Annotated in this window: 27 protein-coding genes, 1 tRNA gene and 1 pseudogene; 13 read left to right on the forward strand and 16 right to left on the reverse strand. The window is 52.8% G+C overall.

Annotation, left to right across the window (positions count from 1 at the left end; all coding sequences use genetic code 11):
- Nucleotides 1-6: 6 nt before the first annotated feature.
- The 6 genes from L855_RS18815 to L855_RS18840 all read right to left on the reverse strand — a co-directional run bounded on the left by L855_RS18815 (nt 7) and on the right by L855_RS18840 (nt 6,048).
- Entirely contained in the window at nt 7-984 is a 978-nt protein-coding gene (locus L855_RS18815; RefSeq protein ID WP_159790495.1) for an aldo/keto reductase, read from the reverse strand.
- Between the two features lie 38 nt (nt 985-1,022).
- A complete protein-coding gene (locus L855_RS18820; protein ID WP_159790496.1) occupies nt 1,023-2,192 on the reverse strand; it encodes a DUF4336 domain-containing protein in 1,170 nt (389 codons plus the stop codon).
- A 164-nt stretch (nt 2,193-2,356) separates the two neighbouring features.
- Nucleotides 2,357-4,360, reverse strand: a complete 2,004-nt coding sequence (dndD, locus tag L855_RS18825) for a DNA sulfur modification protein DndD (RefSeq protein WP_159790497.1) — start codon at nt 4,358-4,360, stop codon at nt 2,357-2,359.
- Between the two features lie 119 nt (nt 4,361-4,479).
- Nucleotides 4,480-5,025, reverse strand: a complete 546-nt coding sequence (locus L855_RS18830; RefSeq protein ID WP_159790498.1) for a Spy/CpxP family protein refolding chaperone — start codon at nt 5,023-5,025, stop codon at nt 4,480-4,482.
- Nucleotides 5,026-5,113: 88 nt separating this feature from the next.
- Nucleotides 5,114-5,479, reverse strand: a complete 366-nt coding sequence (locus L855_RS18835; RefSeq protein WP_159790499.1) for a hypothetical protein — start codon at nt 5,477-5,479, stop codon at nt 5,114-5,116.
- Nucleotides 5,476-6,048: a sigma-70 family RNA polymerase sigma factor gene (locus L855_RS18840; RefSeq protein ID WP_246199117.1), complete on the reverse strand. Its 573-nt coding sequence runs from the start codon at nt 6,046-6,048 to the stop codon at nt 5,476-5,478. Before L855_RS18840 ends, L855_RS18835 begins: the two co-directional genes overlap by 4 nt.
- Before the next feature lie 241 nt (nt 6,049-6,289).
- Here L855_RS18840 and L855_RS18845 point away from each other — a divergent pair, with 241 nt between their 5' ends.
- Both L855_RS18845 and L855_RS18850 read left to right on the forward strand, forming a co-directional pair.
- Nucleotides 6,290-7,204, forward strand: coding sequence for an Npun_R2821/Npun_R2822 family protein (locus L855_RS18845; RefSeq protein ID WP_159790500.1), 915 nt, complete (start codon nt 6,290-6,292; stop codon nt 7,202-7,204).
- A 158-nt stretch (nt 7,205-7,362) separates the two neighbouring features.
- A complete protein-coding gene (locus L855_RS18850) occupies nt 7,363-7,794 on the forward strand; it encodes a cupin domain-containing protein (protein ID WP_159790501.1) in 432 nt (143 codons plus the stop codon).
- 46 nt (nt 7,795-7,840) lie between these two features.
- Here L855_RS18850 and L855_RS18855 read toward each other — a convergent pair whose 3' ends face one another.
- Both L855_RS18855 and tmk read right to left on the reverse strand, forming a co-directional pair.
- The gene (locus tag L855_RS18855; protein ID WP_159790502.1) at nt 7,841-8,500 is read right to left on the reverse strand and encodes a pentapeptide repeat-containing protein; all 660 of its coding nucleotides are present in this window, start codon (nt 8,498-8,500) and stop codon (nt 7,841-7,843) included.
- 65 nt (nt 8,501-8,565) lie between these two features.
- On the reverse strand, nt 8,566-9,204 hold the full coding sequence (gene tmk, locus L855_RS18860) for a dTMP kinase (RefSeq protein ID WP_159790503.1): 639 nt from the start codon (nt 9,202-9,204) through the stop codon (nt 8,566-8,568).
- A 185-nt stretch (nt 9,205-9,389) separates the two neighbouring features.
- On the opposite strand from tmk, the gene L855_RS18865 reads away from it, so the two are divergent.
- The gene (locus L855_RS18865; protein WP_425500583.1) at nt 9,390-9,944 is read left to right on the forward strand and encodes an Npun_F5560 family protein; all 555 of its coding nucleotides are present in this window, start codon (nt 9,390-9,392) and stop codon (nt 9,942-9,944) included.
- A 164-nt stretch (nt 9,945-10,108) separates the two neighbouring features.
- Nucleotides 10,109-10,735 (forward strand): DedA family protein, encoded by a 627-nt coding sequence (locus tag L855_RS18870; RefSeq protein WP_159790504.1) that lies wholly within the window; start codon nt 10,109-10,111, stop codon nt 10,733-10,735.
- Between the two features lie 11 nt (nt 10,736-10,746).
- Here the strand turns inward: L855_RS18870 and L855_RS18875 are convergent, their stop codons facing one another.
- Nucleotides 10,747-11,454: an SDR family oxidoreductase gene (locus L855_RS18875; RefSeq protein ID WP_159790505.1), complete on the reverse strand. Its 708-nt coding sequence runs from the start codon at nt 11,452-11,454 to the stop codon at nt 10,747-10,749.
- Nucleotides 11,455-11,482: 28 nt separating this feature from the next.
- Complete coding sequence (locus L855_RS18880; RefSeq protein ID WP_159790506.1) at nt 11,483-11,989, reverse strand: DUF2059 domain-containing protein; 507 nt, start codon at nt 11,987-11,989, stop codon at nt 11,483-11,485.
- Nucleotides 11,990-12,093: 104 nt separating this feature from the next.
- On the opposite strand from L855_RS18880, the gene L855_RS18885 reads away from it, so the two are divergent.
- Nucleotides 12,094-13,467: a DNA phosphorothioation system restriction enzyme gene (locus tag L855_RS18885; RefSeq protein ID WP_159790507.1), complete on the forward strand. Its 1,374-nt coding sequence runs from the start codon at nt 12,094-12,096 to the stop codon at nt 13,465-13,467.
- Nucleotides 13,468-13,560: 93 nt separating this feature from the next.
- On the forward strand, nt 13,561-13,899 hold the full coding sequence (locus L855_RS18890; RefSeq protein ID WP_159790508.1) for a hypothetical protein: 339 nt from the start codon (nt 13,561-13,563) through the stop codon (nt 13,897-13,899).
- Between the two features lie 38 nt (nt 13,900-13,937).
- Here the strand turns inward: L855_RS18890 and L855_RS18895 are convergent, their stop codons facing one another.
- Nucleotides 13,938-15,188, reverse strand: a complete 1,251-nt coding sequence (locus L855_RS18895) for a bifunctional folylpolyglutamate synthase/dihydrofolate synthase (RefSeq protein WP_159790509.1) — start codon at nt 15,186-15,188, stop codon at nt 13,938-13,940.
- A gap of 140 nt (nt 15,189-15,328) precedes the next feature.
- On the opposite strand from L855_RS18895, the gene L855_RS18900 reads away from it, so the two are divergent.
- Genes L855_RS18900 through L855_RS18915 form a run of 4 tightly spaced genes read left to right on the forward strand, consistent with a single transcriptional unit; the run spans nt 15,329 to nt 18,190 of the window.
- Nucleotides 15,329-16,507 (forward strand): GNAT family N-acetyltransferase, encoded by a 1,179-nt coding sequence (locus L855_RS18900; protein ID WP_159790510.1) that lies wholly within the window; start codon nt 15,329-15,331, stop codon nt 16,505-16,507.
- Nucleotides 16,508-16,512: 5 nt separating this feature from the next.
- Nucleotides 16,513-16,866, forward strand: a complete 354-nt coding sequence (hisI, locus tag L855_RS18905) for a phosphoribosyl-AMP cyclohydrolase (protein WP_246199133.1) — start codon at nt 16,513-16,515, stop codon at nt 16,864-16,866.
- 57 nt (nt 16,867-16,923) lie between these two features.
- Nucleotides 16,924-17,265 carry a cupin domain-containing protein gene (locus L855_RS18910; RefSeq protein ID WP_159790511.1) on the forward strand — a complete coding sequence of 114 codons (342 nt, stop codon included), beginning with the start codon at nt 16,924-16,926 and terminating at the stop codon, nt 17,263-17,265.
- 55 nt (nt 17,266-17,320) lie between these two features.
- Entirely contained in the window at nt 17,321-18,190 is an 870-nt protein-coding gene (locus L855_RS18915) for a fructosamine kinase family protein (RefSeq protein WP_159791196.1), read from the forward strand.
- Between the two features lie 11 nt (nt 18,191-18,201).
- Here L855_RS18915 and L855_RS18920 read toward each other — a convergent pair whose 3' ends face one another.
- The 4 genes from L855_RS18920 to purS form a co-directional block, all read right to left on the reverse strand.
- Nucleotides 18,202-19,461: an RNA-guided endonuclease InsQ/TnpB family protein gene (locus L855_RS18920; RefSeq protein WP_159791197.1), complete on the reverse strand. Its 1,260-nt coding sequence runs from the start codon at nt 19,459-19,461 to the stop codon at nt 18,202-18,204.
- A 175-nt stretch (nt 19,462-19,636) separates the two neighbouring features.
- A complete protein-coding gene (locus L855_RS18925; RefSeq protein ID WP_159790512.1) occupies nt 19,637-19,831 on the reverse strand; it encodes a heavy-metal-associated domain-containing protein in 195 nt (64 codons plus the stop codon).
- 40 nt (nt 19,832-19,871) lie between these two features.
- On the reverse strand, nt 19,872-20,570 hold the full coding sequence (gene purQ, locus L855_RS18930) for a phosphoribosylformylglycinamidine synthase subunit PurQ (protein ID WP_159790513.1): 699 nt from the start codon (nt 20,568-20,570) through the stop codon (nt 19,872-19,874).
- Entirely contained in the window at nt 20,567-20,842 is a 276-nt protein-coding gene (gene purS, locus L855_RS18935; RefSeq protein WP_159790514.1) for a phosphoribosylformylglycinamidine synthase subunit PurS, read from the reverse strand. Before purS ends, purQ begins: the two co-directional genes overlap by 4 nt.
- 115 nt (nt 20,843-20,957) lie before the next feature.
- Between purS and L855_RS18940 the strand changes: the two genes are divergently transcribed.
- Nucleotides 20,958-21,353, forward strand: a complete 396-nt coding sequence (locus L855_RS18940) for a Fur family transcriptional regulator (RefSeq protein WP_159790515.1) — start codon at nt 20,958-20,960, stop codon at nt 21,351-21,353.
- A 181-nt stretch (nt 21,354-21,534) separates the two neighbouring features.
- The gene (locus tag L855_RS18945; protein WP_159790516.1) at nt 21,535-21,735 is read left to right on the forward strand and encodes a hypothetical protein; all 201 of its coding nucleotides are present in this window, start codon (nt 21,535-21,537) and stop codon (nt 21,733-21,735) included.
- A gap of 139 nt (nt 21,736-21,874) precedes the next feature.
- On the opposite strand, the gene L855_RS18950 is transcribed toward L855_RS18945, so the two are convergent.
- Nucleotides 21,875-21,959: transfer RNA gene (locus L855_RS18950), tRNA-Leu, on the reverse strand.
- Nucleotides 21,960-22,148: 189 nt separating this feature from the next.
- On the opposite strand from L855_RS18950, the pseudogene L855_RS18955 reads away from it, so the two are divergent.
- Nucleotides 22,149-23,433 (forward strand): annotated as a pseudogene (locus L855_RS18955) (RNA-guided endonuclease InsQ/TnpB family protein).

The raw sequence follows: 23,433 nt of genomic DNA on the forward strand, positions 1-23,433 counted from the left end.
TGCAAGCTAGCGGGTTTGAAAAATATTCTGTACCATAGGCTTTTTCACCTTCGCTGCTTCCCGATCCAATTCCTCAACCTCGCCACGGTCTAACATCCAACCCAACGCCCCTAGGTTCTGCTGCGCCTGTTCCACCGTTTTCGCCCCCGGAATGGGAATCGTCCCTTTCGCCATACACCAATTTAAAGACACTTGCGCTGGAGTTTTCTCGCGGGATTCGGCGATCGCCCCCAAACAATCCAACAGCGATCGCGCCCCCGGTAAAATCTGCCGACAGACCACTCCCCGTAACCCCGAAGGGGTCTTCTCAGCCGAGTATTTCCCCGTCAATAAACCCAACGCCAAGGGACTATAGGCAATCAGTTGAATCCCCAATTCATCGCAGACCTCTTTCAACCCTAACTCCGTCACTGGATAGGTCGATAACAACGAATATTGCACCTGCAACGAAACAATTGGAATTCCCCGATCTGCAAACCGACGATGCACTCGCCGCAGTCGTTTCGGACCATAATTCGAGACCCCAACTCCCCGCACCTTTCCCGCTTCATATAAATCCATTAACCCATCAAGTAAGGGCCATTCTTGCCAGGGTAAATAATTAGCCGTAGACCAGTGCATTTGGGCTAAATCAATTCTCCCCAAACGCTCCGCTGAAGCCTCCGCCGCTGCAATCATCGAACGTCGAGTGAGTCGCCAAGGATAGGGGGCTAACTTCGTGGCCAGACAAATTTCCGTCCGTTGCACGTTAACAGCGGTATCACAGTAGCGTTGGGCAAATTGTCCTAATAACGATTCACTGCGTCCACTGAGTTTTCCAGTTCCATAGGAGTCCCCTGTATCAAACAGGGTAACGCCATTATCTACACAGAGATTAAACACCTGTTGTAGACTGCTATCCATGCTCTCATCATACTCCCAAAGCAGGCGATTTCCCCAAGCCCAGGTTCCACAGCCCATCGGTGGTAAATTCAAGGTGGTCATGGTCGTTTTTCCTGAAGGTTTGACAAGATGTAAAGCAACTAACGGCTAAGTTTTGAGGGAGGAACAATGCCCCGATCGCAAAGCGTTTTATCAATTTCCGCTAACAGTTGTAAATCGACATTAGGAAGCGGAGACGAACTCAATAACTCCTGATTTTCCAGGAAGGAAAACGCTTGACAAAATTGCTCTTTTGTGCTAATAATTTGAGGCTGAAAATGGGCAGAAATAAGCCGATCGCAGTGCCATTGAGACACCCGTTCCACCCAATCTAACGTTTCCTGGGGCGCACGATTGAGAATCAGTTGCTGCAACACGGGAGCCACGAGTGGACGACCGTTTCCCCGGAGAGCATCAAAGGAGCGTTGCCAATCGTCTTTCCATTCAAATGGATATAAGCCAAAGTAGTTTTTACGAGAGCGATCGCCGGCCTTGAACGCATCCCGAATCACCTGACTCCAGGGTGGAGTTGCCAAGACACTGGGGCGAAAATAGGTCGCAAATAAACAGATGCGTTGCCAACCTTTGCGGCGATTCTCGGGAGTATCTTCGACCACATCAAAGGGGCTATCTTTGGCGTGAAACAAGAGTGGAAAACTATCAAGCTGAACGATCGCCGGCGGATCTTCAGGAATCGCAATCAAGCTATCCGTCAGGAGTAAACTGCGGCTGGGGCGGTCATAGAGTGCTACTTCTCCAAACCAACCGGCTCCCAGATTGATGGGGCCAAGAACCTCCAGGGCGCATTGATCAGCAAAGGGGAGTTGACTGGGTTCGTCGGGAATCACATGAGTGCGATCGCCCGGAAGCCCCAACCAACTCAGCGGCAGATTGAGAGGAAAACTCCACTGTTGCGGGGCAATATACACCTGCGCCTGGGGACAGGCCCGTGCAAACGGTCCCACAAACACCTTATGTTCCAACCCCGATACCGTCGGATGGATGATATAGCGTACCGGACCATGAGCCGCCACCAATTCATTGAGAAGGGCTAAACATTCCCCCGTCGGGGCGATCGGTGCATAAACCAACAAGCCCCCCGCATCGAGTTTCAGAACGGTCATGCGGATGGGAACCACCACATAGAAAATCCCCTGAAGTTGGTCAAACGTCCAGAGGCGATCGCGCACCACCTCCCGCCGCAACGTCCGCCGCTGTCCATACGGATAAATCGGCAATGTAAACCAGAAATTCCAAGAATACTCACTCATGCCTATTGCCTATTGCCGGAAGAAGAGGGCGACCACAAGGGTACGCCCCTACGTGGGTTCTCCCCTCCAGGGAGGGGTTAGGGGTGGGTTCTCCCCTCCAGGGAGGGGTTAGGGGTGGGTTATGCCGGAAGAAGAGGGCGACCACAAGGGCACGCCCCTACCCCCTATTGCCCAAACTCAAAATACCCCGGTTTCACTTGGGTTTGCTGCAACTTGGGGTCATAGTCGAGGCGGTATTCCCGCGCGATCGCCCCAAACTCGCGTAGTTGCTTGGCTTCGGGTTCACGAATCTCCGTATCCGTTGACAGCAAAATCACCTGATGACTCGCCGCCGGGAAATAGCGTTCCACCAAATTTTGACGGTGGGACGAATCCAAACGGCCCAGAGGCGTATCGATCGCCACCGGAAGCTGACGGCCTGATACCCGCGCCAATCCCCAGAGGAAGGCGATCGCCAACAGTTGCTTTTCCCCAGCCGAGAGACGATGTTTGGGAACCATCTGCCCCTGACGATCATATAACAGTAAGCGAAAGTCCTCCGCCTCAATGACCACCCGATGCACCAAATCCGACTTGTGCAACAGATAGCGGAAACATTCCGTCACCTCCAGTTCTAGCTTATTCAACTTCCGTAGCGTCAACTGTTCCCGGAATTGAGCTAACGTCCGTTGCACCGACTTGGCGTTATCAATTAAATGATTGGCATTTTGGCGATCGACATTCTCCTCCCCATAACTGGCCAACTCCTTCTTAATTCGTTCCACCTCAGCCCCTCGCTGCTGAACCTCCCGTTCCTGCAACTCCAGCATGGCATCGAGTTTCTGGCGTGCCCCCTGAGCCTCCGTCATCGCGAGTAAGAGGCGATCGCTCTCCTCCTTCGGAGCCGCCTGAGCAATGAGCTGTTCCGTCCGTGCAAACGCCTCTAACGCCCCTTGTAAATGTTCCTGTGTCGCCTCAGTTTGACGCACCCCATCCAGGAGGCGATCGCCCAACAAGGCTCGTAACCCCTGCAACTGGCGATCGCTCAACCCCAACCACACCGCCGCCTCATCCTGCGTCTCAGGGCTATCTTCCTGCAAAAAATCTTGTACCGTCTCTAACTGAGGTTTCGCCAATCCCAACCCTTGCAACAGATCCAACAGCCGCTGATCTCGCTCCTGCATCGCCCCCTGCAACAAACGAGCGCGAGTTTCCCGTTGTTCCCAGTCCCCCTGCCGCTCGGCTGCCTCTAACAACGGCTGAACCGCAACCAGAGGTAAACAGCCCGCCGCCAAATCCCGCAGGCGATCGCGATGACGCTCCACCTCCTGTTTCTGACTCCCAAGCTGAGCCTCCAGGGCCGCCCGTTCCTCAGCAATTTTGCCCCCCTGAGCGCGAAACACCGCCGTCGCTCGTTCCTCGTCCTCCAGGGCGCTCTGGCGCTCCCGTTTCAACTCTTTGACCTGTTGCTGAAGCTGCTGATGTTCCTGCTGAGCCTCCTGCAAGCGCCGCTCAATCGCCTCAATCTCCGCCCGTTCCTTTTTCCCCGCCAACGTCTTCCGCTTGCGATTCACCAACACCTCCAAATCCACCGCCAAGCGTTCGGCCAACTCCAACCCCAACAGAGACTTAATCGCTCCCGACACCAACGGCGGTGGGGCCTCCTGTTCCGCCAACTCCTTCACCTGTTCCCCATCAAACAGAAACAGATTAGAAATTCCCAAAGGAAGCAGCGTTTCCACATACTCATCCCAAGTTTCTGACAGGCCCTCATCCTTCCAATCACTATTTCCCACCCCATCCGGCTGATAAATCCCCAGGGTTTCCTTCCCCTCCTTGGGATGCCGATCCCACGTGCGAATGATGCGATACCGCACCTGCTGATTATCCACCACCTGCTCAAACAGCAGTTCAATACTGGTTTTCGCATGGGGGTCACTATGGCGATTCACACATTGAGCCAGGAACTCCCCATAATTGAGACTTCCCCGAGTCGAACATTGGGCCCGTTGTCCGTAGAGGGCCAGGCGAATCGCATCCATGAGGGTGGTTTTACCGCCACCATTCATCCCCCCAAAGAGGATAATCGGCGCCAGTTCGCCCCCTTCGGCTTCGATGGGGCGCAGATTGAGTTCTTGTCGTCCAATATAAGGACCAAAATTTTGTAGGACGAGTTCGAGAAATTTCATGGAGTCGCAAAAGCGCCAGGGACGACAAAGCATTCCTGGCGCGAGTATGTCTTTATGGGGATCCTAGCGGATTTTGGGGACAGTTGGGCAGAGTTCCCCCTACCAACGGCGGGTTTGGCTTAGCGGGTTCCCCCAGAGCCACGACGTTCACCCCGGTTTCCGCGATCGCGTCCCCATTCTCCACGACGTTCTTCCATCCACTCGCGAACCTGGGCCCGCTGTTCCTCCGTCAGAACTTCGCGGATTTCCATCATCGAGTTGAAGCGCAACTCCGACATCTCATCGCGCAACTGCATCATCTGTTGACGCTGTTGACGAATTTCAGCTTCAGACGCGTCACTCCCCATGACGCTGTGCATGGTATCCCGCTGCTGTTGCATCCGTTCCCGAACCGAGTCAATTTGCGGTTGATAGCGATCGCGGATGGCTTGAATGGAGTTCGTTTGTTCCGACGTTAAGTCTAAGCGTTCCATCCAACGCATTTGTCCCCCATCTCGGGAGCCACGCTGACTCATGTGATTCTCACGGGGGCGTAAATCTTCAGCATTGGCGTAGGAGGAGGTTAACGTTCCCAACGCCAGGAACCCGAGAAGTCCCCAAAGAACAGCTTTGCGAGTGCAGTTTGGGTTTTTGAAGCGATTGCTGGAACGAGTTAAGTTAATCATGATGATCATTATCCTTTGTACGTGTTTGTCTTGGGTGAACCCTTGAGTGAAGGGAGTCTCGCAGGGGATTGTTTGGCGACTGTGGGTCTTAGCGTTCCGAAAATTCCCAAACCATCTCCCATTCTTCACGTTCCCCCAGGTGGGGTTCACATTCATAGCTGGAACAATACCAACTGTCTTCGAGGAAGGTTTCGAGTTGCACCAACTCGGCGGAACTGAGTTGGGGAGAGAAACTGCGGTGAGCCAACCAAGCTAAGGGAATCAGGGCCGCTGCGATCGCTCCCCCCCAGCACCGTCGTTGTCGCCATTTCAGGCGCTTTAGAGTCTCTTCCACCCGAAGTTTCTCTAGCAGCTGGTGTTCGAGGTTTGCGGCTGCGGGGGGTGGAAGCGGTCGATGTTGCCGTAAAAACGCGACGAGTTGGCGATCGTCATCGTAATCATACGCGTCTTTCAAAATGTCACCCCCTGCTTTTCAAGATACTGCCGGACGAGTTTTCGCCCGTGGAACAAACGAGATTTGACGGTTCCCACCGGAATGTTGAGAATTTCCGCCACCTGTTTTTGGGGAAGATCTTCGAGATCATGCAAAACAATCACACTCCTAAAATCCAGTTTCAGCTCTTGTAGCGCCTGTTCCACCCAATCCCGATAATGGAGTTCCATCAGATCCGGGGGGGCTACCGGCGGTTCCGGTTGGAGTTTGGCGCGCAAATCGGCGCTTTTGGCAAACTCCCGCCGTTTGTCGGTGGCCACGTTCCAAACAATACGATAGAGCCAAGTGGAGAAGTAGTCGGGCGATCGCAGTTTCGGCAGCCCCCTCCAAACCCGCAAGAAGGTTTCCTGAACCAGATCATCGAGCACCTCCCGACCACAAAGTTGGTAAAGCGTTGCTCGCACCTTCCCTTGATAGCGTCGATATAGTTCCCGAAAACTCAGTTCATCTCCTTGACAGCACCGACGCACTAACTCCCCATCGGCGGGGCGATCAGGTTTGTCTGCTGCTACCATTGCTGCTACCACCATGAATGTTGGACCATCACCGAACCTACACCTTGTGTCTAACGATACGTCTACAGTTTGTAGAACCTCAGCCATCGCCGGGTTCTAAGACTACAGACTGAGATGGCTCTACATCGGTTCAATCGGTTGTTAAGATTTTTCTGTGATTTTACCGAAACTATTTTTTTTGTGATACAACTCTCGTTGAGGTGGTCCATGGTTGAGCCAACTTGCATCGCTAATTCAAGACAGGAGAATAACATCAATGCGTGGAATCTATATCACTGCCAATGACCGCTTTTTGGACTTATCGATCGCACTCCTCAATAGCATCCGTCACTACGATCAAGAGACTCCCATCACCCTGATTCCCTATGACGAGAACGTCCAAGAGGTGGCAGATTATCTTAGCAAGCATTATCAAGTTAAACTCTATTCGGACTTAGATACGATTCAGCGAATCTCTGACCAGGCTTTAAAGATTTTCGGCGATAGTTTTTTTGCCCGTCCCAATCAGTTTCGTAAGCAAGTCTGTTGGTTTGGAGACTATGATGAATTCCTGTATATTGATACCGATATCGTCGTTTTTGATAAAATTATTGACCAACTTGACGCATTCGACAAACATGATTTTCTATGCTTAGACTACCAGCATTCTGGTGGCATTAAAAATGTATTTTCCCCAACTATTTTTGAAGAAGGTGTTTTATCTGAAGAGGATGTGAACGGAATTTTCAACGGAGGCTGGTGGGCTGGTAAGAAAGGTTTATTTGACGAAGCCGATCTCTACGACGTGTTTGCTGAATGTGCCGCCCATCCCAGTTACTTCGATTTTAGCCAGAAAACCTCAGATCAGCCCATCATCAACTACATGATCTTAACTCGCCTGAAACCAGAACAGCGTTTTAACTTAGTCCATCAAGGGGATGGTCTGCCCGGAAGTTGGGCGGGTAGTTCTCAGTTTCTGCCCACCGGTGACGGCGCGTTGCTGGACCCTAACCATGGTAACAAACGCTTGCACTATCTCCACTGGGCGGGAATTCGCATTACTCCCGGCTGTCCCTACTGGGACATTTGGAAGCATTATCGCTACCTTAACAGCTCCGTCGTTCCCCCGGATTCAGAGTTAGTTCCGAAAGTCTCCTTAGCACAACGAGTCCGAAAATGGCTCAAAAAATGATGAGTTTAAAGCCATTCCCCCCCAGGTTTATAAAGATTGCTTAAAGCTTCCTGGAAAATTCCCCAGATTCAAGATCTGTGTATCACAATGGGATTTGTGAGGGTTCATGCGCCCTCTACCCCATGACAGTCCAAGGATAGACGGAGGCGACTCGCAATATGGCATCTGTTAAAGAATCTCCCAAAGAAGCCACTAATCATAAAACTTTACCCACCTTAGCCGAGACCACCCAAGGCATCGCAGCCACCGAACTGCGCCCCTGGGGTTCCTTCACCGTCCTCGAAGAAGGAACTCGTTATAAAATCAAACGAATTGAAGTCAAGCCGGGACATCGCCTCAGCTTGCAGATGCACCACCATCGCAGCGAGCATTGGATCGTTGTCTCCGGAACGGCGCGAGTCATCTGTGATGAGAAGGAGGAACTGGTCTACAGCAACCAGTCCACCTATGTTCCTCAAGGAACCAGCCACCGCCTCGAAAACCCCGGTGTCATCCCCCTCGTTCTCATTGAAGTTCAGAATGGTGAGTATCTCGGGGAAGACGATATTATCCGCTTCCAGGACGATTACGCCCGCAAGGACAACGGCTAAACGTTGGGGCCTATTCCCCGGCCAATCTGCTCCCCTAACCCCTGCGTCAGAGGTTAGGGGAGTTGTTCTTTATCCCAACTGCACCCGAGTCATCAATCTGGCTTAGCTGGGCGGCATCTAAAATGACCCCTTGCATCTGGGCGTAGCGTAACACCACCTCCGTCAAGGTCGCCCCCGAAAAATTGGCATGATGCAAATGGGTTTGTCGTAAATCCGCTTGACTGAGATTCGCATTGGTTAAGTTGGCACCGGCAAGGTAGGAGCCGTTGAAATGCACCCCAGAAAGGTCGCTGTAGGAGAGATTGGCCTCATAGAGATAGGCCCCAATCAGTTCTGCACCGTGGAGTGTGGCTTCGGATAAGTCCGCTTGATTGAGATGAGCGCCTTGTAAATCTGCTTCACATAAACTGGCGCGACGTAGTTGAGCGCCGTTGAGGTTGGCCTGTCGCAGGTTGGCTTGATGAAAGTTGGCCCCATTGAGGTTGGCGCCACTTAAGTCTGCCCCGGTGAGCGTCGCCCCGCGAAAGTTAGCCCCAATCAGAGTCGCCCCCCGGAAATTGCAATGAGCCAGATTAAAATCTCGAAAATCTGCACCGATCAGATGTGCGTCGGTTAAATCTAAAGCGATCGCCCCCTGACCCCGTTTTGCATTCGTCCATCGGGCCGCCCCATTTTCCACTAGGGCCAGATGTATCGCGTTTGCCACAATCTCCAGTCCATTTCCCTATCGTCATTGACCGGAAGCTAACCAGATATCTTTAGCTCCCCTCATCATGATAAGGGCTGGCCTAGGCTCTTTTGCAAAATTTTTGTGATTTCTTGTTCAATCTCCTCGGCGGGGGCCTCAGCATTGAGGCGAATCATCCGTTCCGGGTCCTGTTGGGCTAGGCTGAGATAGCCCTGACGGACTCGCTGATGGAAGGCGAGGGCTTCTCGTTCCAGGCGATTGGGTTCTCCTCGCTGCTGAATTCGCTGTAAGCCCACTTCAGGGGCGAGATCTAACCAGAAGGTTAGGTGGGGCTGTAGTCCCCCAGTGGCGATCGCATTAAGCTGTTGGATTAATTTGAGATCCAGTTGTCGTCCATAGCCCTGATAGGCCAACGTGGAGTGGGTATAGCGATCGCACAGGATAATCGCCCCCTGAGCTAGGTTAGGCTTGAGGTATTGGTCCACATGCTGGGCGCGATCGCTGGCATAGAGGAGTAATTCTGAGCGAGGGGAAATCTCATCGGCATCTCGCACCTTGAGCAATAAATGACGTAACTCTTGCCCTAAGAGGGTTCCCCCCGGCTCGCGAGTCGTCAGAACCGGAACCGCAACCTGCGATCGCAGCCACGCCGCCGCCCGTTGCAGTTGCGTCGTTTTCCCCGCTCCTTCGATTCCTTCAAAGACAATCAATTGGCCTGCCATCGTCTCTCCCCTCTCACTCAAGCCTGAACGCATCTGCCAAATTGTCCCAGAATTTGCAACAAAAGGTTGACCAAGGGGAGCGATCGCCCGGGACAGATGCTAAAGTATCGTTCATAATTAGAAAAGCGAACTCATACGCCGTTGAGTTGTCTCAATTGAACCGTTAGCCTGCCGAGGAGGTCATTTTGGTAAACCTGACAGAATCTCTCAACCCGCAAGAACTTCGGGCTGAAGTCGCGCACCTGCAAGAAGAAGTGAAGATGCGAGATCAACTCGTGCAGCAACTTTCTCAGGAACTGTTCCGGCTCGTCAAGGGCAGTGGCAACGCCACCCCAGCCGCCAGCAACCAGGGGCAGAGTGAGCAACTGCAACTGCTCCATGCCCAACTTTCTGAAGTCGAGCAACAAGTCGACTTTTACCAACAACAGATTGCCGAGCGCGATCGCGAACTGGTGCAGCAGCGCCAAACGGTGCAAGAACTCAACGATCGCGCTAGAATGTTAGAGCAAGTCGTACAAGAGCTTCCTGAGATTTATAAACAAAAGTTTGCAGAGCGGCTTAAGCCCGTTCAGGAACGAGTCGAGATGTTACAGCGAGAAAATCGTCAGCTCCATTCCGAGCTACAAAGTGTCAGCTATCGCCTCGCGCAGCGGACGCGCCGCCAGTCTGGAAACCTAGATTTACCGAGTTTTGAGGAGTCTCAACAGCGGGCATCTCTCCCCTCCTTCGGTGGCGCCTAACCCCCCAATTTGGTCAGCGAATCTGTATAGGGGACAGGGTGCATCCTCCCGTTAGCATTAATCGGTGCGATTTGCGTTGTGCCTCGCCGATGCCGGGGTTCATTGCATTTTTTGACCTAAAAGTGTTAAGAAATAAGAAGATTATGAGTCAATCGAGGCATTGAATGTCTGAGGCAATCTCTTTAGAAGCGGTCGAAGAAATCGCCCGTCAGTACGGATACTGGGCGGTTTTTTTTGGAATCTCCATGGAAAATGCCGGGGTTCCCCTTCCCGGAGAAACCTTAACGCTTGTGGGTGGTTTTTTAGCCGGAGAGGGGGAACTTGACTATTGGATTGTTCTCCTCTGCGCCACGGGGGGAGCAATCCTGGGAGACAATTTTGGTTATTGGATTGGCAAGTGGGGAGGGTTTCCCCTCATGTTGCGTGTCGGTCGGCTGTTGCGGATTCCAGATGAACAACTGTACAGCCTGCGAAATCAATTTGCCAACAATGCGGCAAAAGCCGTGTTTCTGGGGCGTTTTGTGGCTCTGCTGCGAATTTTTGCCGGTCCCCTAGCGGGAATTTCTGAGATGCCCTATGGCAAGTTCTTTCTCTGTAACGCTGCTGGGGCAACGGTTTGGGCCTCGGTGATGGTGAGTCTCTCCTTTTTCGTGGGGCGCTTGGTTCCTTTAGAGAAACTCGTCTCTGGGGTAGCGACCTTTAGTGTGGGGGCTTTACTGTTGCTAGTGTTGGCGATCGCCGTTCCCCGCCTCTTAGAATTGCGTAACCCCTTGAACGTCGAGGAAAAATAAGCTCCCCCCGCTCAGCCCGGAACAGTGGCCGCTTTACCATTGTCTTGGGGGGTTAGGTTGAGGATGAAGGGAACCGCTGAACGGGCCCAGGCCTTGGGCGTGGTGTAGTTGTTGGCACTGCTGCCGAAACAGATTTGTAACATATCGGTATTGATGACACCAGGGTTCAAGGCGACAGCAGCCAAATGACGGGGAAGTTCCTGGGAGAGCGATCGCGTTAAGCCCTCAATGGCCCATTTGCTGGCACAGTAGGGGGCGACTTCCGGGGAGGTACTGCGCCCCCAGGTGGAACTGAAGTTGACGATAATTCCCCCTTCTTGCCGAATCATGGCAGGGACAAAATGGCGCAAGACGTTGGCCACCCCCTTAATGTTGACATCGATAACGCGATCAAACTCCGGGGCAGACATCTCCCAGACTGGGGCCGGTTCGTTGATGACTCCGGCATTATTAATCAGAATATTGGGACCCTGAATTTCCTGGAGAACCTGTTGACTCCATCGTTGCACTTGCCCATCATCCGCCAAATCCACGACGGCGAACTGATGGGGATCTCCGTAGGTTTTCTGGAGTTGGGCGATCGCCCCCTCATCCGTTGCACAGCCGAACAGGCGATGGCCCTGGGCAATGAACCCCTCTAGCATCGCCTGTCCGAGTCCGCGACTGACCCCAGTCAGGACAATGGTTTTGGCAGAACGGTTTGTAGAATGGGAAGTCATGGCGATCGCCTCCAACATCTCAACAGGTCTAATATCCCATATCCTGCAAGATATCGAGAATATTAACTTCAGCCCAGATTGAAACCCGATTAAACGCATTGCGCGCCACATCCGGAGCGCGTTGAGCAATGGCCCGACCTGCATCAGACTGATAAAACCCCAATAGTGCCTCCAACTCCTCCTGAGTGTAATATTCCGCATAAATTGGCGTCACCAAATCCAGATAATCCGCCTCAAACCGGCCCAGATACTCTTCCCGCAGCTGGGCCGGGAATTGTGGCATCCCTTCTAATGTCAGTCGCACCGACTCAAGCATCACATTCATCTCATTGGTAGCGCGAATAATCTCATGAATCAGCGCCTCCTGTTCTGGCGTAATCTCGGGATCGTCAAAAATTTGGTTAGGAGACTGAGCGATGACAGGTTGAGTCCAACGTGACGGGATGATCGAGGCAACAGTCCCCAGACTCAGCGGGGCTAAAAGATTCACAAGGATCAACGAAAAAACCGTGCGTTTCATAACGAGGCCAAACATAACAACGTCCTCTCCACTATACGCATCCGCCCCAGTGGCTTGAGAGAATTCCCAGAGTTCCCCAAGCCCGCTAGAATAACAACAACATTCCCCCAAACACGTCGATGCCGTTGGATTTAGCCTCAGTTCTCCCTAGTGGACGACCCCGACTGCCCTCAGACCTAACCTTACGCCCCTATCAGGAACAGGCGATCGCCAATTGGTTCGCCGCCAGTGGCCGAGGAACCCTGAAGATGGCTACCGGAAGCGGCAAAACCATCACCGCCCTCGCCATCGCCAGCCGACTGCATCAAGCCATCGGCTTACAGGTTCTGCTGATTATCTGTCCCTACCGCCATCTCGTCACCCAATGGGATCGCGAATGTCGTCGCTTCGACTTAGATCCAATTCTCGCCTTTGAAAGCATCCACCACTGGCAAGGCCCCCTAACCCGTAGTCTCACCGCCGTGCGATCGCAGAGTTTACCCTTTCTGACGATTATCACCACCAACGCCACCCTGATGCGCGATCGCTTCCAATGGCAACTCAAATACCTCCCCGCCAAAACCCTCATCATTGGCGATGAAGTCCACAACCTTGGCGCACCCCGCCTCGAAACCGCCCTCCCCCGTCACATCGGCTTACGGCTTGGCCTCTCCGCCACCCCAGAACGCCACTTCGACGACGAAGGAACCGATGCCGTTCTCGGCTATTTCGGCAACGTCTTACAACCGGAACTCAGCCTCGGCGATGCCATCCAAGCCGGGGCCCTCGTGCGCTATCAATACTATCCCCTATTCGTTCCCCTCACCTCCTGGGAAAGCGAACAATATGCCAAACTTACCCATCGCATTGGCTGGGCCTTAGGGGACGACAGCCGCGATCCCGACGAACTCACTGCCCTACTGGTGAAGCGATCGCGCCTCATCGGAACCGCCAGCCGTAAACTGGACATCTTGCGCTGGATGATGCGATCGCGCCTAAACACCAGTCACACCCTGTTTTACTGTAGCGACGGCTGCGACAGCGAAACCAACACCCCGCAAATCGAAGCCGTGGTGCGTCTGCTGGGGCGAGAACTGGGGTTCCGCATCAACACCTACACCGCCGAAACCTCCATCAACGAACGGGAACAACTGCGCCAGCAATTTGAAGCCGGAGAACTCCAGGGATTAGTCGCCATCCGTTGTCTCGACGAAGGGGTCGATATTCCCGCCATCCGCACCGCCGCCATTCTCGCCAGCAGCAGCAACCCCCGCCAATTCGTCCAACGTCGCGGCCGTATCCTGCGCCCCCATCCCAGTAAAGACCATGCCACCTTATTTGATACCATCGTTTTACCCCCAGAACTTGACCGTGAAACTTGGGAAGTCGAACGCAACTTATTAAAAAAAGAACTCAAACGCTTTCTTGAATTTGCCGAACTCGCTGACAACGCCGAAGAAGCTCAACAACAACTACGAGGACTTCAAGCAAAATATGGCATTAGTGATAATTGAATAATTCAATAAAACTTCCTAAAATAGACCTTAAAGATGGAATTTAAGATAAGTTGAAAATTTAAATTATCATTAAAGCTTAATCTAAAAAAAATGACAGCAAACTATTCAGCCTCATTCCCAGACCATCCCAATTCCGATCCCTCCATTTCAGAACCCACCCTATTTGACGATGATTGGGAGGATGCACCCACGGCAGATTGGGATGTTCCCACCCTTGGAGTCTCCTCCATTCTCTCAGAACATCGGGCCCAGTATGGCGATCGCCAAAACTTTGACGAAGTTTGGGAACCCCTACAAAGCGCCCCCGAAGACGTTAAAGAGATTATGCGCCGAGTACTCAATATCGAACTTCGCCGCCTCAACACGCGTAAAACTTACGGCGTCACCAACGAGATTTTGAAAGTCGTCTATGACATTATTCCCGAATGACCGCTCCTCTTTATATCTCTCTTAACCTTCCCCAACCTCTAAAACTCCGTGTCCTCTGTGACTCTGTGGTGACCCCGCAAAAAACCGCCAATCAAATACAGGGAACCACAGAGAACCGGGAGGCGATCGCCATCCAAACAAGCCTGATTTAATGCCTCATCTACGTCCTCGGCGAACTCAGGAGAAATATCAGGACAAAGAGCGATCGCCTGCTGCGACAACTCCTCCACAGGCATAAATTGATGGCCCGGAATCGGCAACAACATCAGGCGATCGCCCCCTCGTAACAAACTCCCCAAAATCCCTTCCGTATCCTTCGTCGCCAACATCCCCATCACCCACGTCACCGGCGTTTGCAAACTCTCCACATAAACCCGTAACGCCTGGGCCGCCGCCACATTATGGGCCCCATCCACTAAAACGCGCCGATTCTCATACATCAGCCATTGCAACCGTCCCTCCCAGCGCGTCTTGGCCATCCCCTCACGAATCGCCTCATCCGAAATCTTCCAACCTTGCCCTTGCAACTGACGAATCACCGCCAGGGCGATCGCCGAATTGACATATTGAATCGCCCCCCCCAAAGACAACTCATACTCAAACCCCTGTACCGCAACCCGATTCCCCTCAACCGGAATCGCCGCGTCCACCCAAACCGTCGGACAGTTTAACGCCTCAATCCGCCCTTGTACCACCCGTTGCGCCTCCGGGGGTAACGGCCCCACCACCGCCGCACAGTTCGCCTTGAGGATTCCCGCCTTCTCCCCTGCAATCTCCCCCAACGTGTTTCCCAATCGTTGCCAATGATCGCGACTAATGGAGGTAATCACACTCACCAGAGGGCGATCGCAGACATTTGTTGCATCCAAGCGTCCCCCCAATCCCACCTCAACCACCGCCACATCCACCGCCGACTCCGCAAAATACAACCAGGCCGCCGCCGTCACCACCTCAAACTGAGTGGGGGTGGGTTCATCGGGGACAATCGCCGCCTCAACCTGTTTCACTAACGCCTCAAACCGCGCCTCAGCAATGGGATCACCATCGAGACAAATGCGCTCACACCAATGGGCTAAATGGGGAGAGGTATAACGCCCGGTTCGGTAACCCGCCGCCGTGAGAATGGAACTGAGATAAGCACAAACCGAGCCTTTCCCATTGGTTCCCGCCACATGAATCACCGGAACTTGGTTTTGGGGATTTCCTAAATGGCTTAACAGCCGTTGGATCCGTTCTAGCCCGAGGTGGACTCCAAAGCGGGCGAATTTGTTGAGATAGGTATCAAGCATGGGGGGAGAGGGGGAACCCCGTAGGGGCAATCCGCAAGTGGCGTGCCCGAGGACACAGAGGCAGGACGAGGGGACGAGTCGGGGCTGCATCCCAGGTGGAGGCAGCTGGAGTACAATTTTCGGAAAAGAGGTGGCTGTTTATGACTGAATCTTGGCATTACGACATTTTATCCGACTCTGAGGACGGGAAGCGCCTCAATGAGATTTTGAGTCAATGTTTTCTGATTCCTCTGGAGAATTGCGCCTCCTATATCGAGTTGGTGGGCCAGGAGAACTATCGGCTTGTGCGTCGGGATAACGAGATTGCCGGAGGCTTAATCAAAATCCCTACAGGCCATTGGTTGGGGGGAAAGTTAGTAGAGACGATGGGGGTGTCGGCGGTGGGAATTGCCCCGGAATATCGGGGAACTGGGGCCGCTAGCACCCTATTGGGGACCCTGCTGCGGGAACTCTATCAAGAGAAAATTCCCCTGTCGAGTCTCTATCCGGCGACGCCCCCCCTCTATCGTAAGTTGGGCTATGAACAGGCAATCAGCCGCTGTCTTTGGCAAATCCCCATCGCCAGCTTGAAACCCCAGAAGCCTCAACTGGCCTGTGTTCCCATTGAAAACCAGACCGAGGCGATCGCCCCCCTCTATGAACAGTTCGCCTCTCGTCACAATGGCGCCGTGCAACGTCATGAGTTCCTGTGGCATCTCATCTGGAACAGCTTTATGCCCCTTGATAGCCCAGTCTATACCTATCTCTTTGGCGATCGCAGCGCCCCAGAAGGCTATATTATCTTCCGCCAAAAGCGGGGGTTCCAGGAGGGTTTAATGGAGATTCGCGATCGCGTCCTACTCACCCCCGCCGCCATCCAGAGTTTTTGGGCCTTCCTCTACAGCCATCGCTCCCAAATGACCTCAGCCTCTTGGCATGGGCCACAGCTTGACGCCACCATGTTAACCCTCCCCCTCGATACCATGGTTCCCACGGAGCAGATGATGCTCTCTTGGCGTATTGTCCATCTCGAAGCCGCCTTACGCCAACGGGGTTATCCTCCTCTATCTGGGGAACTGCATCTGGAGATTGACGATGAGATGTTGCCCGAGAATTGCGATCGCTTCGTCCTCACCCTCAAAGACGGTAAGTCCCAGGTGACACGAGGCGGACGGGGAGAATTACGGTTAAACATTCGTCATCTCGCCCCCCTCTATAGTGGGTTATGGAGTGCCTCGCAGTTACACCATCTGGGTTATATTGAAGGCACATCGGAGGCGATCGCCCTGGCAAATGGTCTCTTTGCCGGAGATCTCCCAGGACTGTCAGACTTTTTCTAAGGCCCATGACGACCAAGAGTATCAACCAAGATCGATTATGGCTCGAACAGCTTAAATTCGACGCTCGTGGCTTAATTCCCGCCATCGCCCAAGACGATGGAGATGGGGCTGTTTTAATGATGGCCTGGATGAACCGAGAATCGATCGAACGCACCCTCGACACCGGCGAAGCCCATTACTGGAGTCGTTCCCGTCAAGAGCTATGGCACAAAGGCGCCACGTCGGGCCATATCCAGAAAGTCAAATCCATCGCCTATGACTGCGACGGCGACACCATCCTCCTCAAAATTGACCAAGTGGGGGATGTCGCCTGTCATACGGGAGCCAGAAGTTGTTTCTTTAATCAAGTTAGAGCCTAAGGTGAATAACGTCCCCCACTCGCCTTTCTAGCTTGCGTTTGCCCAGTCCCCATTGCCATGAAACACCACTCCCTAACCCAGATTGCCCCAGAAGGGGTATCCCACAACCCCAACATTCGCAAACAAGTCATGTTGCGCAAGGGGGACTTGCCCCATTTAACCAACTTCTCTCAGGCCCGATTTGCCCCAGGACAAGTGGCCCCCGGTCATTCCCACGACAACATGACTGAAGTCTTCTTCGTGGAATCCGGTTCAGGAAGCATCACCATCGACGGACAAGCCTATCCCCTCGAACCCGGAACCTGTGTAGCCGTAGATATCGGGGAAGTCCACGAAATCGCCAACACCGGAGAGGGGGAACTGGTGTTGACCTACTTTGGTTTGCAAGTCAACCCCTGACTGTCTTAGGCTTGAAGCTGGACTGTCCAATCTGAACGCCAAACCCAAAATGCCAATGTGGGAGCAAATCGCCGCCGAGATTAGCCAAGCCACCGGAGAACCCTTTAACATCTCCCAAAACCGTTCTGTGGGTGGAGGCTGCATCAATCAAAGTAGTACCCTATCCGACGGGACGCGCACTTTTTTTATTAAACTCAACCAAGCCTCCACCCTCGAAATGTTCATCGCTGAGGCTGTGGGAGTCAAGGAAATGTGGGAGACACAGACCATCCGCGTTCCTAAACCCATTTGTTGGGGAACCGCTGGTAACTCCGCCTATCTGGTGATGGAATATCTGGACTTACAGGGCCGGGGTGGCGGTTCTGGGGTTTGGCAGGAGATGGGGCGCAAACTGGCGCAAATGCACCGCACGGGAACCCGCGATCGCTTCGGCTGGGATCGTAGCAACACCATCGGGGCCACCACTCAGATGAATCCCTGGACCGAGGATTGGGCCGAGTTCTTCGCGGAACATCGCATCGGCTTTCAACTGCGCCTAGCGGCCCGCAAAGGAATGCGTTTCACTGGGGCCGATGAGTTAGTCGAGACCATTCCCCAACTCCTAGCCGGCCATACTCCCATTGCCTCCATTGTCCATGGGGACCTCTGGGGGGGCAACGCCTCCGTCACCGCCGAGGGAGAACCGGTGATTTTCGACCCCGCCACCTATTACGGCGATCGCGAGGTAGACATCGCCATGACTGAACTGTTTGGAGGTTTCTCCGCCGCCTTTTACCAGGGATACAACGAGGAATGGCCCCTAGAGGCTGGCTACGATCGCCGTAAAACCCTCTACAACCTCTACCACATCATCAACCACTACAACCTCTTCGGCGGCGGCTACGGTAGTCAAGCCCAAAGCATGATTCGCACTTTGTTGAGTTGACACTCCCCAGCCTAAAGGCGTGGGGATTCTTCCTTCAACGATCCGACTTGCCCTGACAGGTTTGCACCAGCCAAAGTAGCGGTCAAATCTCCAGAAGCGTTTGGGTCTAAGACCCAAGTTCCGGTATGCCCTACCGTACTTAAGGCAGCGTTCAGGATGTTGACTGCGGCGTTGTGGTCTCTATCCAACTCGCACCCACACTGACAAACGTGAGTTCGAGTCGAGAGACTTTTCTTGACCACCGTGCCGCAACTCGAGCATTTTTGAGAGGTATAGGCAGGGTTCACCGCTACAGTTATCCTGCCGAATTTCACTCCAAAATGCTCTAACCATTTCCTAAATTGATACCAACCAGCATCGTGAATCGACTTGGCGAGACAGTGGTTTCTCACCAGATTCTGTATCCTCAAATTTTCGTAGGCCACCAGATCGTTAGATTGGATTACGCAACGCGCCAGTCTCTTGGCGTGTTCTTCACGTTGCCGACTTATTTTGAGGTGTACTCGTCCGAGTCGATTGACGGCTTTTTTTCGGTTGGCAGAGCCTTTCTGTTTTTTGCTCACCCTTCGGTGAGCGCGTTTGAGCTTTTTCTCGGCGTTTCGGTAAAACCTCGGGTTCGGTTCGCACTCCCCGTTGGAATCGGTGTAGAACTCCTTGAGTCCGACATCCAACCCCACAGTATTTCCTGACGGTTTGAGTTCTTCTCGAACCTCTACTTTGACGCAGAACTGAGCGTAATAGCCATCGGCTCTGCGAACCAGTCGAACCCGTTTGATTTGTTCGATACCGTAAAATGCCAAATCCCAGGTTCCAACTAGCTTCAGTCGCCCGACATTCTTCTTGTCGGTAAAGACAATATGCTTGGGGTCGAGTAACTTCCAACCGGAAGTTTTGTACTCGACAGAACGACCATTTTTCTTGAACCTGGGATATCCTTCTCTTGGTGCGCGTTCCCTGGCGCCGTACGACGGCGCGGGGTCGCACCGCTTCTTGCCAGGAACCGACCGGCGACAGTTCTCGAAAAATCGAGCGATTGCCGACCAAGCGCGTTCGGCTGAGGCTTGACGAGCCGTGCTGTTGAGTTCTCTAGCAAAATCGTACTCTCGGGCGAGTACCCGACAGTACTTATTGAGGTCGTATTTGTTGACCCCAGGGGTATCCATCCAATAGCGCAGTGCCTTGTTGCGAACGAACTGTGCGGTTCGGATCGCTTCGTCAATCGCCGCGTATTGGTGGGGCTTCCCTTTGATTTTGAACTCAAGAACAAGCATCGCACCGTTGGTATCGGTTGTGCGAACAATCTTGGCACAAAAAAGCAGGATTGTCAAAAGCCGTCCTAGAAGGACAGGGTTTTAGACCCAAAATTTTCGATAAGAAGAGAGAGGGCGACCACAAGGGTACGCCCCTACGTTGTTTTTCCCCGGACCGGGAGGGGCAGGGGTGGGTTCACTCAACCGTATATCCAGCCTCAGTAATCACCGACTTCACCGTCTCATCGGGCTGTTTCGTCTCAATAAAGACCAACTTCGTCTCTAAATTGGCGCGAACTTCAGCCGTCGCGTCCAACTTCTGAATTGCCTGGGTAATGGTACTTGCACAAGCCCCACAAGCCATATCCGGGACTTTCACTTCAATTGCCATATTGCACAAACTCCCAAATTCTGTCGACACTATCTTATCGTCAGACTGCCGCCAGTTGACCCTGAAGCAGTCCCTCAAACAAGCCTAAACCATCCGTAGACCCCAGTTGCGCGTCAGCGGCTCGTTCAGGGTGGGGCATCATACCTAGCACATTTCCTGCTTCATTGCAAATTCCCGCAATATTATTTAACGAGCCGTTAGGATTCCCCGACTCATCCACTGCTCCTGAGGGGCTACAGTAGCGAAAGAGAACCCGGCCTTGGTCTTCGAGTTGAGCTAGGGTGTCAGCATCGGCATGATAGCGGCCTTCCCCATGAGCGATGGGCAACTTAATCTGGGTTTGGCCACCATAGGCGCTAGTCCAGAATCGCCCTTGAGCCTCTACTCGTAGGGGGACGCGATCGCAAATAAAATGTAGATCCCGATTGCGAACTAAAGCGCCGGGGAGTAAGCCGACTTCCGTGAGGATCTGGAAACCATTGCAAATCCCCAACACCGGCTTACCTGCCTGGGCATGATCGAGAACCGATCGCATAATCGGAGAAAAGCGGGCGATCGCCCCACAGCGGAGATAGTCCCCATAGCTAAAGCCGCCCGGAACCACCACCACATCAATATCTGCTAAATCCGTCTCCTGATGCCAGACTTTGCGGGTGGGCTGTTTGAGGATATCTTGAGTGACGTAGACGACATCACGATCGCAATTTGAGCCAGGAAAGACAATTACACCAAATCTCATGCCGCTACTCCTTCCGTCAGCACCTGAACCTCAAAGCGATAGTTTTCAATGGTGGGATTAGCCAGAAGGCGATCGCACATCTGGTCCACCTGTTGCGTCGCGTCAGCCTCATCCGCCGCCGTGACCGTCAGTTCCACATATTTACCAATGCGGACCCCGGCAACCCCCGTAAATCCAAGTTGTTGCAGTCCGGATTGCACTGCCGTTCCCGCTGGGTCTAAGACCGAAGGACGCAGGGTGACATAAATTTGGGCTTGATAAGTTTGACTCACGGCAATGACTCAGATGCTTGGCACAATAGTAGTTGAGGTGCTACTTAATCTACGTTACCCCATCGCGTTCCCCAACGATCCACATTCACCCTCTAACCCTCTAAAAGTCCTGTTCATGAAAAGCCGTCGCACCCGTTCCCAGGAAAAAATCCTCACCCTCCTCAACACTCAAGGGCGATCGCTCTCCGCCCAAGATATCTATGTCAAGTTACGGGAGCAAAATCAAAGTCTGGGGTTAGCGACCGTCTATCGTTCTCTCGAATCCCTTAAACTCGAAGGCTTAGTCCAAGTTCGTACCCTCGCCAGTGGTGAATCCCTCTATAGTTCCCGCCAACAGGACAAACACCACCTCACCTGTCTCCAATGTGGTGCCTCAATCCCCATCGGGGAATGTCCCGTCCATGACCTAGAACATCGCCTACAAGACAAACATCAGTTCAAAATCTTCTACCACACCCTAGAGTTCTTTGGACTCTGTGAGGCTTGCATAGAGGACAATACAAGCGACTAGCCCGGGAAAGGCTCTGTGATTTGAGTCACCGTAGCCGGGGGAAATGACGCACAGGGCCAATGCCATTTCCATCACCCCACCTATCCCAGTAACATCACCGTTTTAGGCGAATTGCGTCACGGTTGTTCTCAGAGGGATCACCGATAGTAGGAATGACCGCGTTGAACTATCGGCGAAGACGATGCCTACTCACTTTAAAATCCCTCAACATTCTGTCGATGACCTGTTTGCTCAAATCTGGCAATCTGGATATGTCAGTCTCCATGCTCGACATGTTCTGCGCAGCCTCCTCCTCGAAGAAGCCTACAACCAAGATGAGCAAGCCACCATTGATCGGCTGCTATATGCAGTCCGGCGAGGCTGGCTCAAAGTCCAATCCTAGGTTCCTACTTCAGACATTACCTAACCACAGGCAACCACTCAATCAGACCCTCTGTTGCCCTCAACTCCCTCCCCAATGGGAACTGAATACAAAAAAAGGACGCCTCTACTGAGGTCGTCCCTTTTGAATTTGAGTTAAATGCGGAACCCGGGACTTGAACCCGGAAGTCCTAAGCGAACACTAGAACCTGAATCTAGCGCGTCTACCAATTCCGCCAGTTCCGCGTATTTATTCTAAGTTGCGTCTTTTTCATCCGCGATTTACCATTATTTAAGATATCATCGAGTTTGTCAACCCCCCACACTCAAGTTTATCGAAAATTTTGGGTCTAAAACCCCGTCCTTCTAGGACGGCTTTTGACAATCCTGCTTTTTTGTGCCAAGATTGTCCGCACAACCGATGCCAACGGTGCGATGCTTGTTCTTGAGTTCAAAATCAAAGGGAAGCCCCACCAATACGCGGCGATTGACGAAGCGATCCGAACCGCACAGTTCGTTCGTAACAAGGCACTGCGCTATTGGATGGATACCCCTGGGGTCAACAAATACGACCTTAACAAGTACTGTCGGGTACTCGCCCGAGAGTATGACTTTGCTCGAGAACTCAACAGCACGGCTCGTCAAGCTTCAGCAGAACGTGCTTGGTCGGCAATTTCTCGATTTTTCGAGAACTGTCGCCAGTCTGTTCCTGGCAAGAAGCGGTGCGACCCCGCGCCGTCGTACGGCGCCAGGGAACGCGCACCAAGAGAAGGATATCCCAGGTTCAAGAAAAACGGTCGTTCTGTCGAGTACAAAACTTCCGGTTGGAAGTTACTCGACCCCAAACACATTGTCTTTACCGACAAGAAAGGGATCGGACGACTCAAGTTAATTGGAACTTGGGATTTGGCGTTTTACGGTACAGAACAAATCAAACGGGTTCGACTGGTTCGCAGAGCCGATGGCTATTACGCTCAGTTCTGCGTCAAAGTAGAGGTTCGAGAAGAACTCAAACCGTCAGGAAATACCGTGGGTTTAGATGTCGGACTCCTTGAGTTCTACACCGATTCCAACGGGGAGTGCGAACCGAACCCGAGGTTTTACCGAAACGCCGAGAAAAAGCTCAAACGCGCTCACCGAAGGGTGAGCAAAAAACAGAAAGGCTCTGCTAACCGAAAAAAAGCCGTCAATCGACTCGGACGAGTACACCTCAAAATAAGTCGGCAACGTGTTGGCGAAGCCTGCGCCTAAGCGCATGGAACACGCCAAGAGACTGGCGCGTTGCGTAATCCAATCTAACGATTTGGTGGCCTACGAAGATTTGAGGATTAAGAATCTGGTGAGAAACCACTGTCTCGCCAAGTCGATTCACGATGCTGGTTGGTATCAATTTAGGAAATGGTTGGAGCATTTTGGAGTGAAATTCGGCAGGATAACTGTAGCAGTGAACCCTGCCTATACCTCTCAAAAATGCTCGAGTTGCGGCACGGTGGTCAAGAAAAGTCTCTCGACTCGAACTCACGTTTGTCAGTGTGGCTGTGAGTTAGATAGAGACCACAACGCCGCAGTCAACATCCTGAACGCTGCCTTAAGTACGGTAGGGCATACCGGAACTTGGGTCTTAGACCCAAACGCTTCTGGAGATTTGACCGCTACTTTGGCTGGTGCAAACCTGTCAGAGCAAGTCGGATCGTTGAAGGAAGAATCCCCAGGCCTTTAG

It is taken from the genome of Sodalinema gerasimenkoae IPPAS B-353 (assembly GCF_009846485.1).
GTDB classification, from domain to species: domain Bacteria; phylum Cyanobacteriota; class Cyanobacteriia; order Cyanobacteriales; family Geitlerinemataceae; genus Sodalinema; species Sodalinema gerasimenkoae.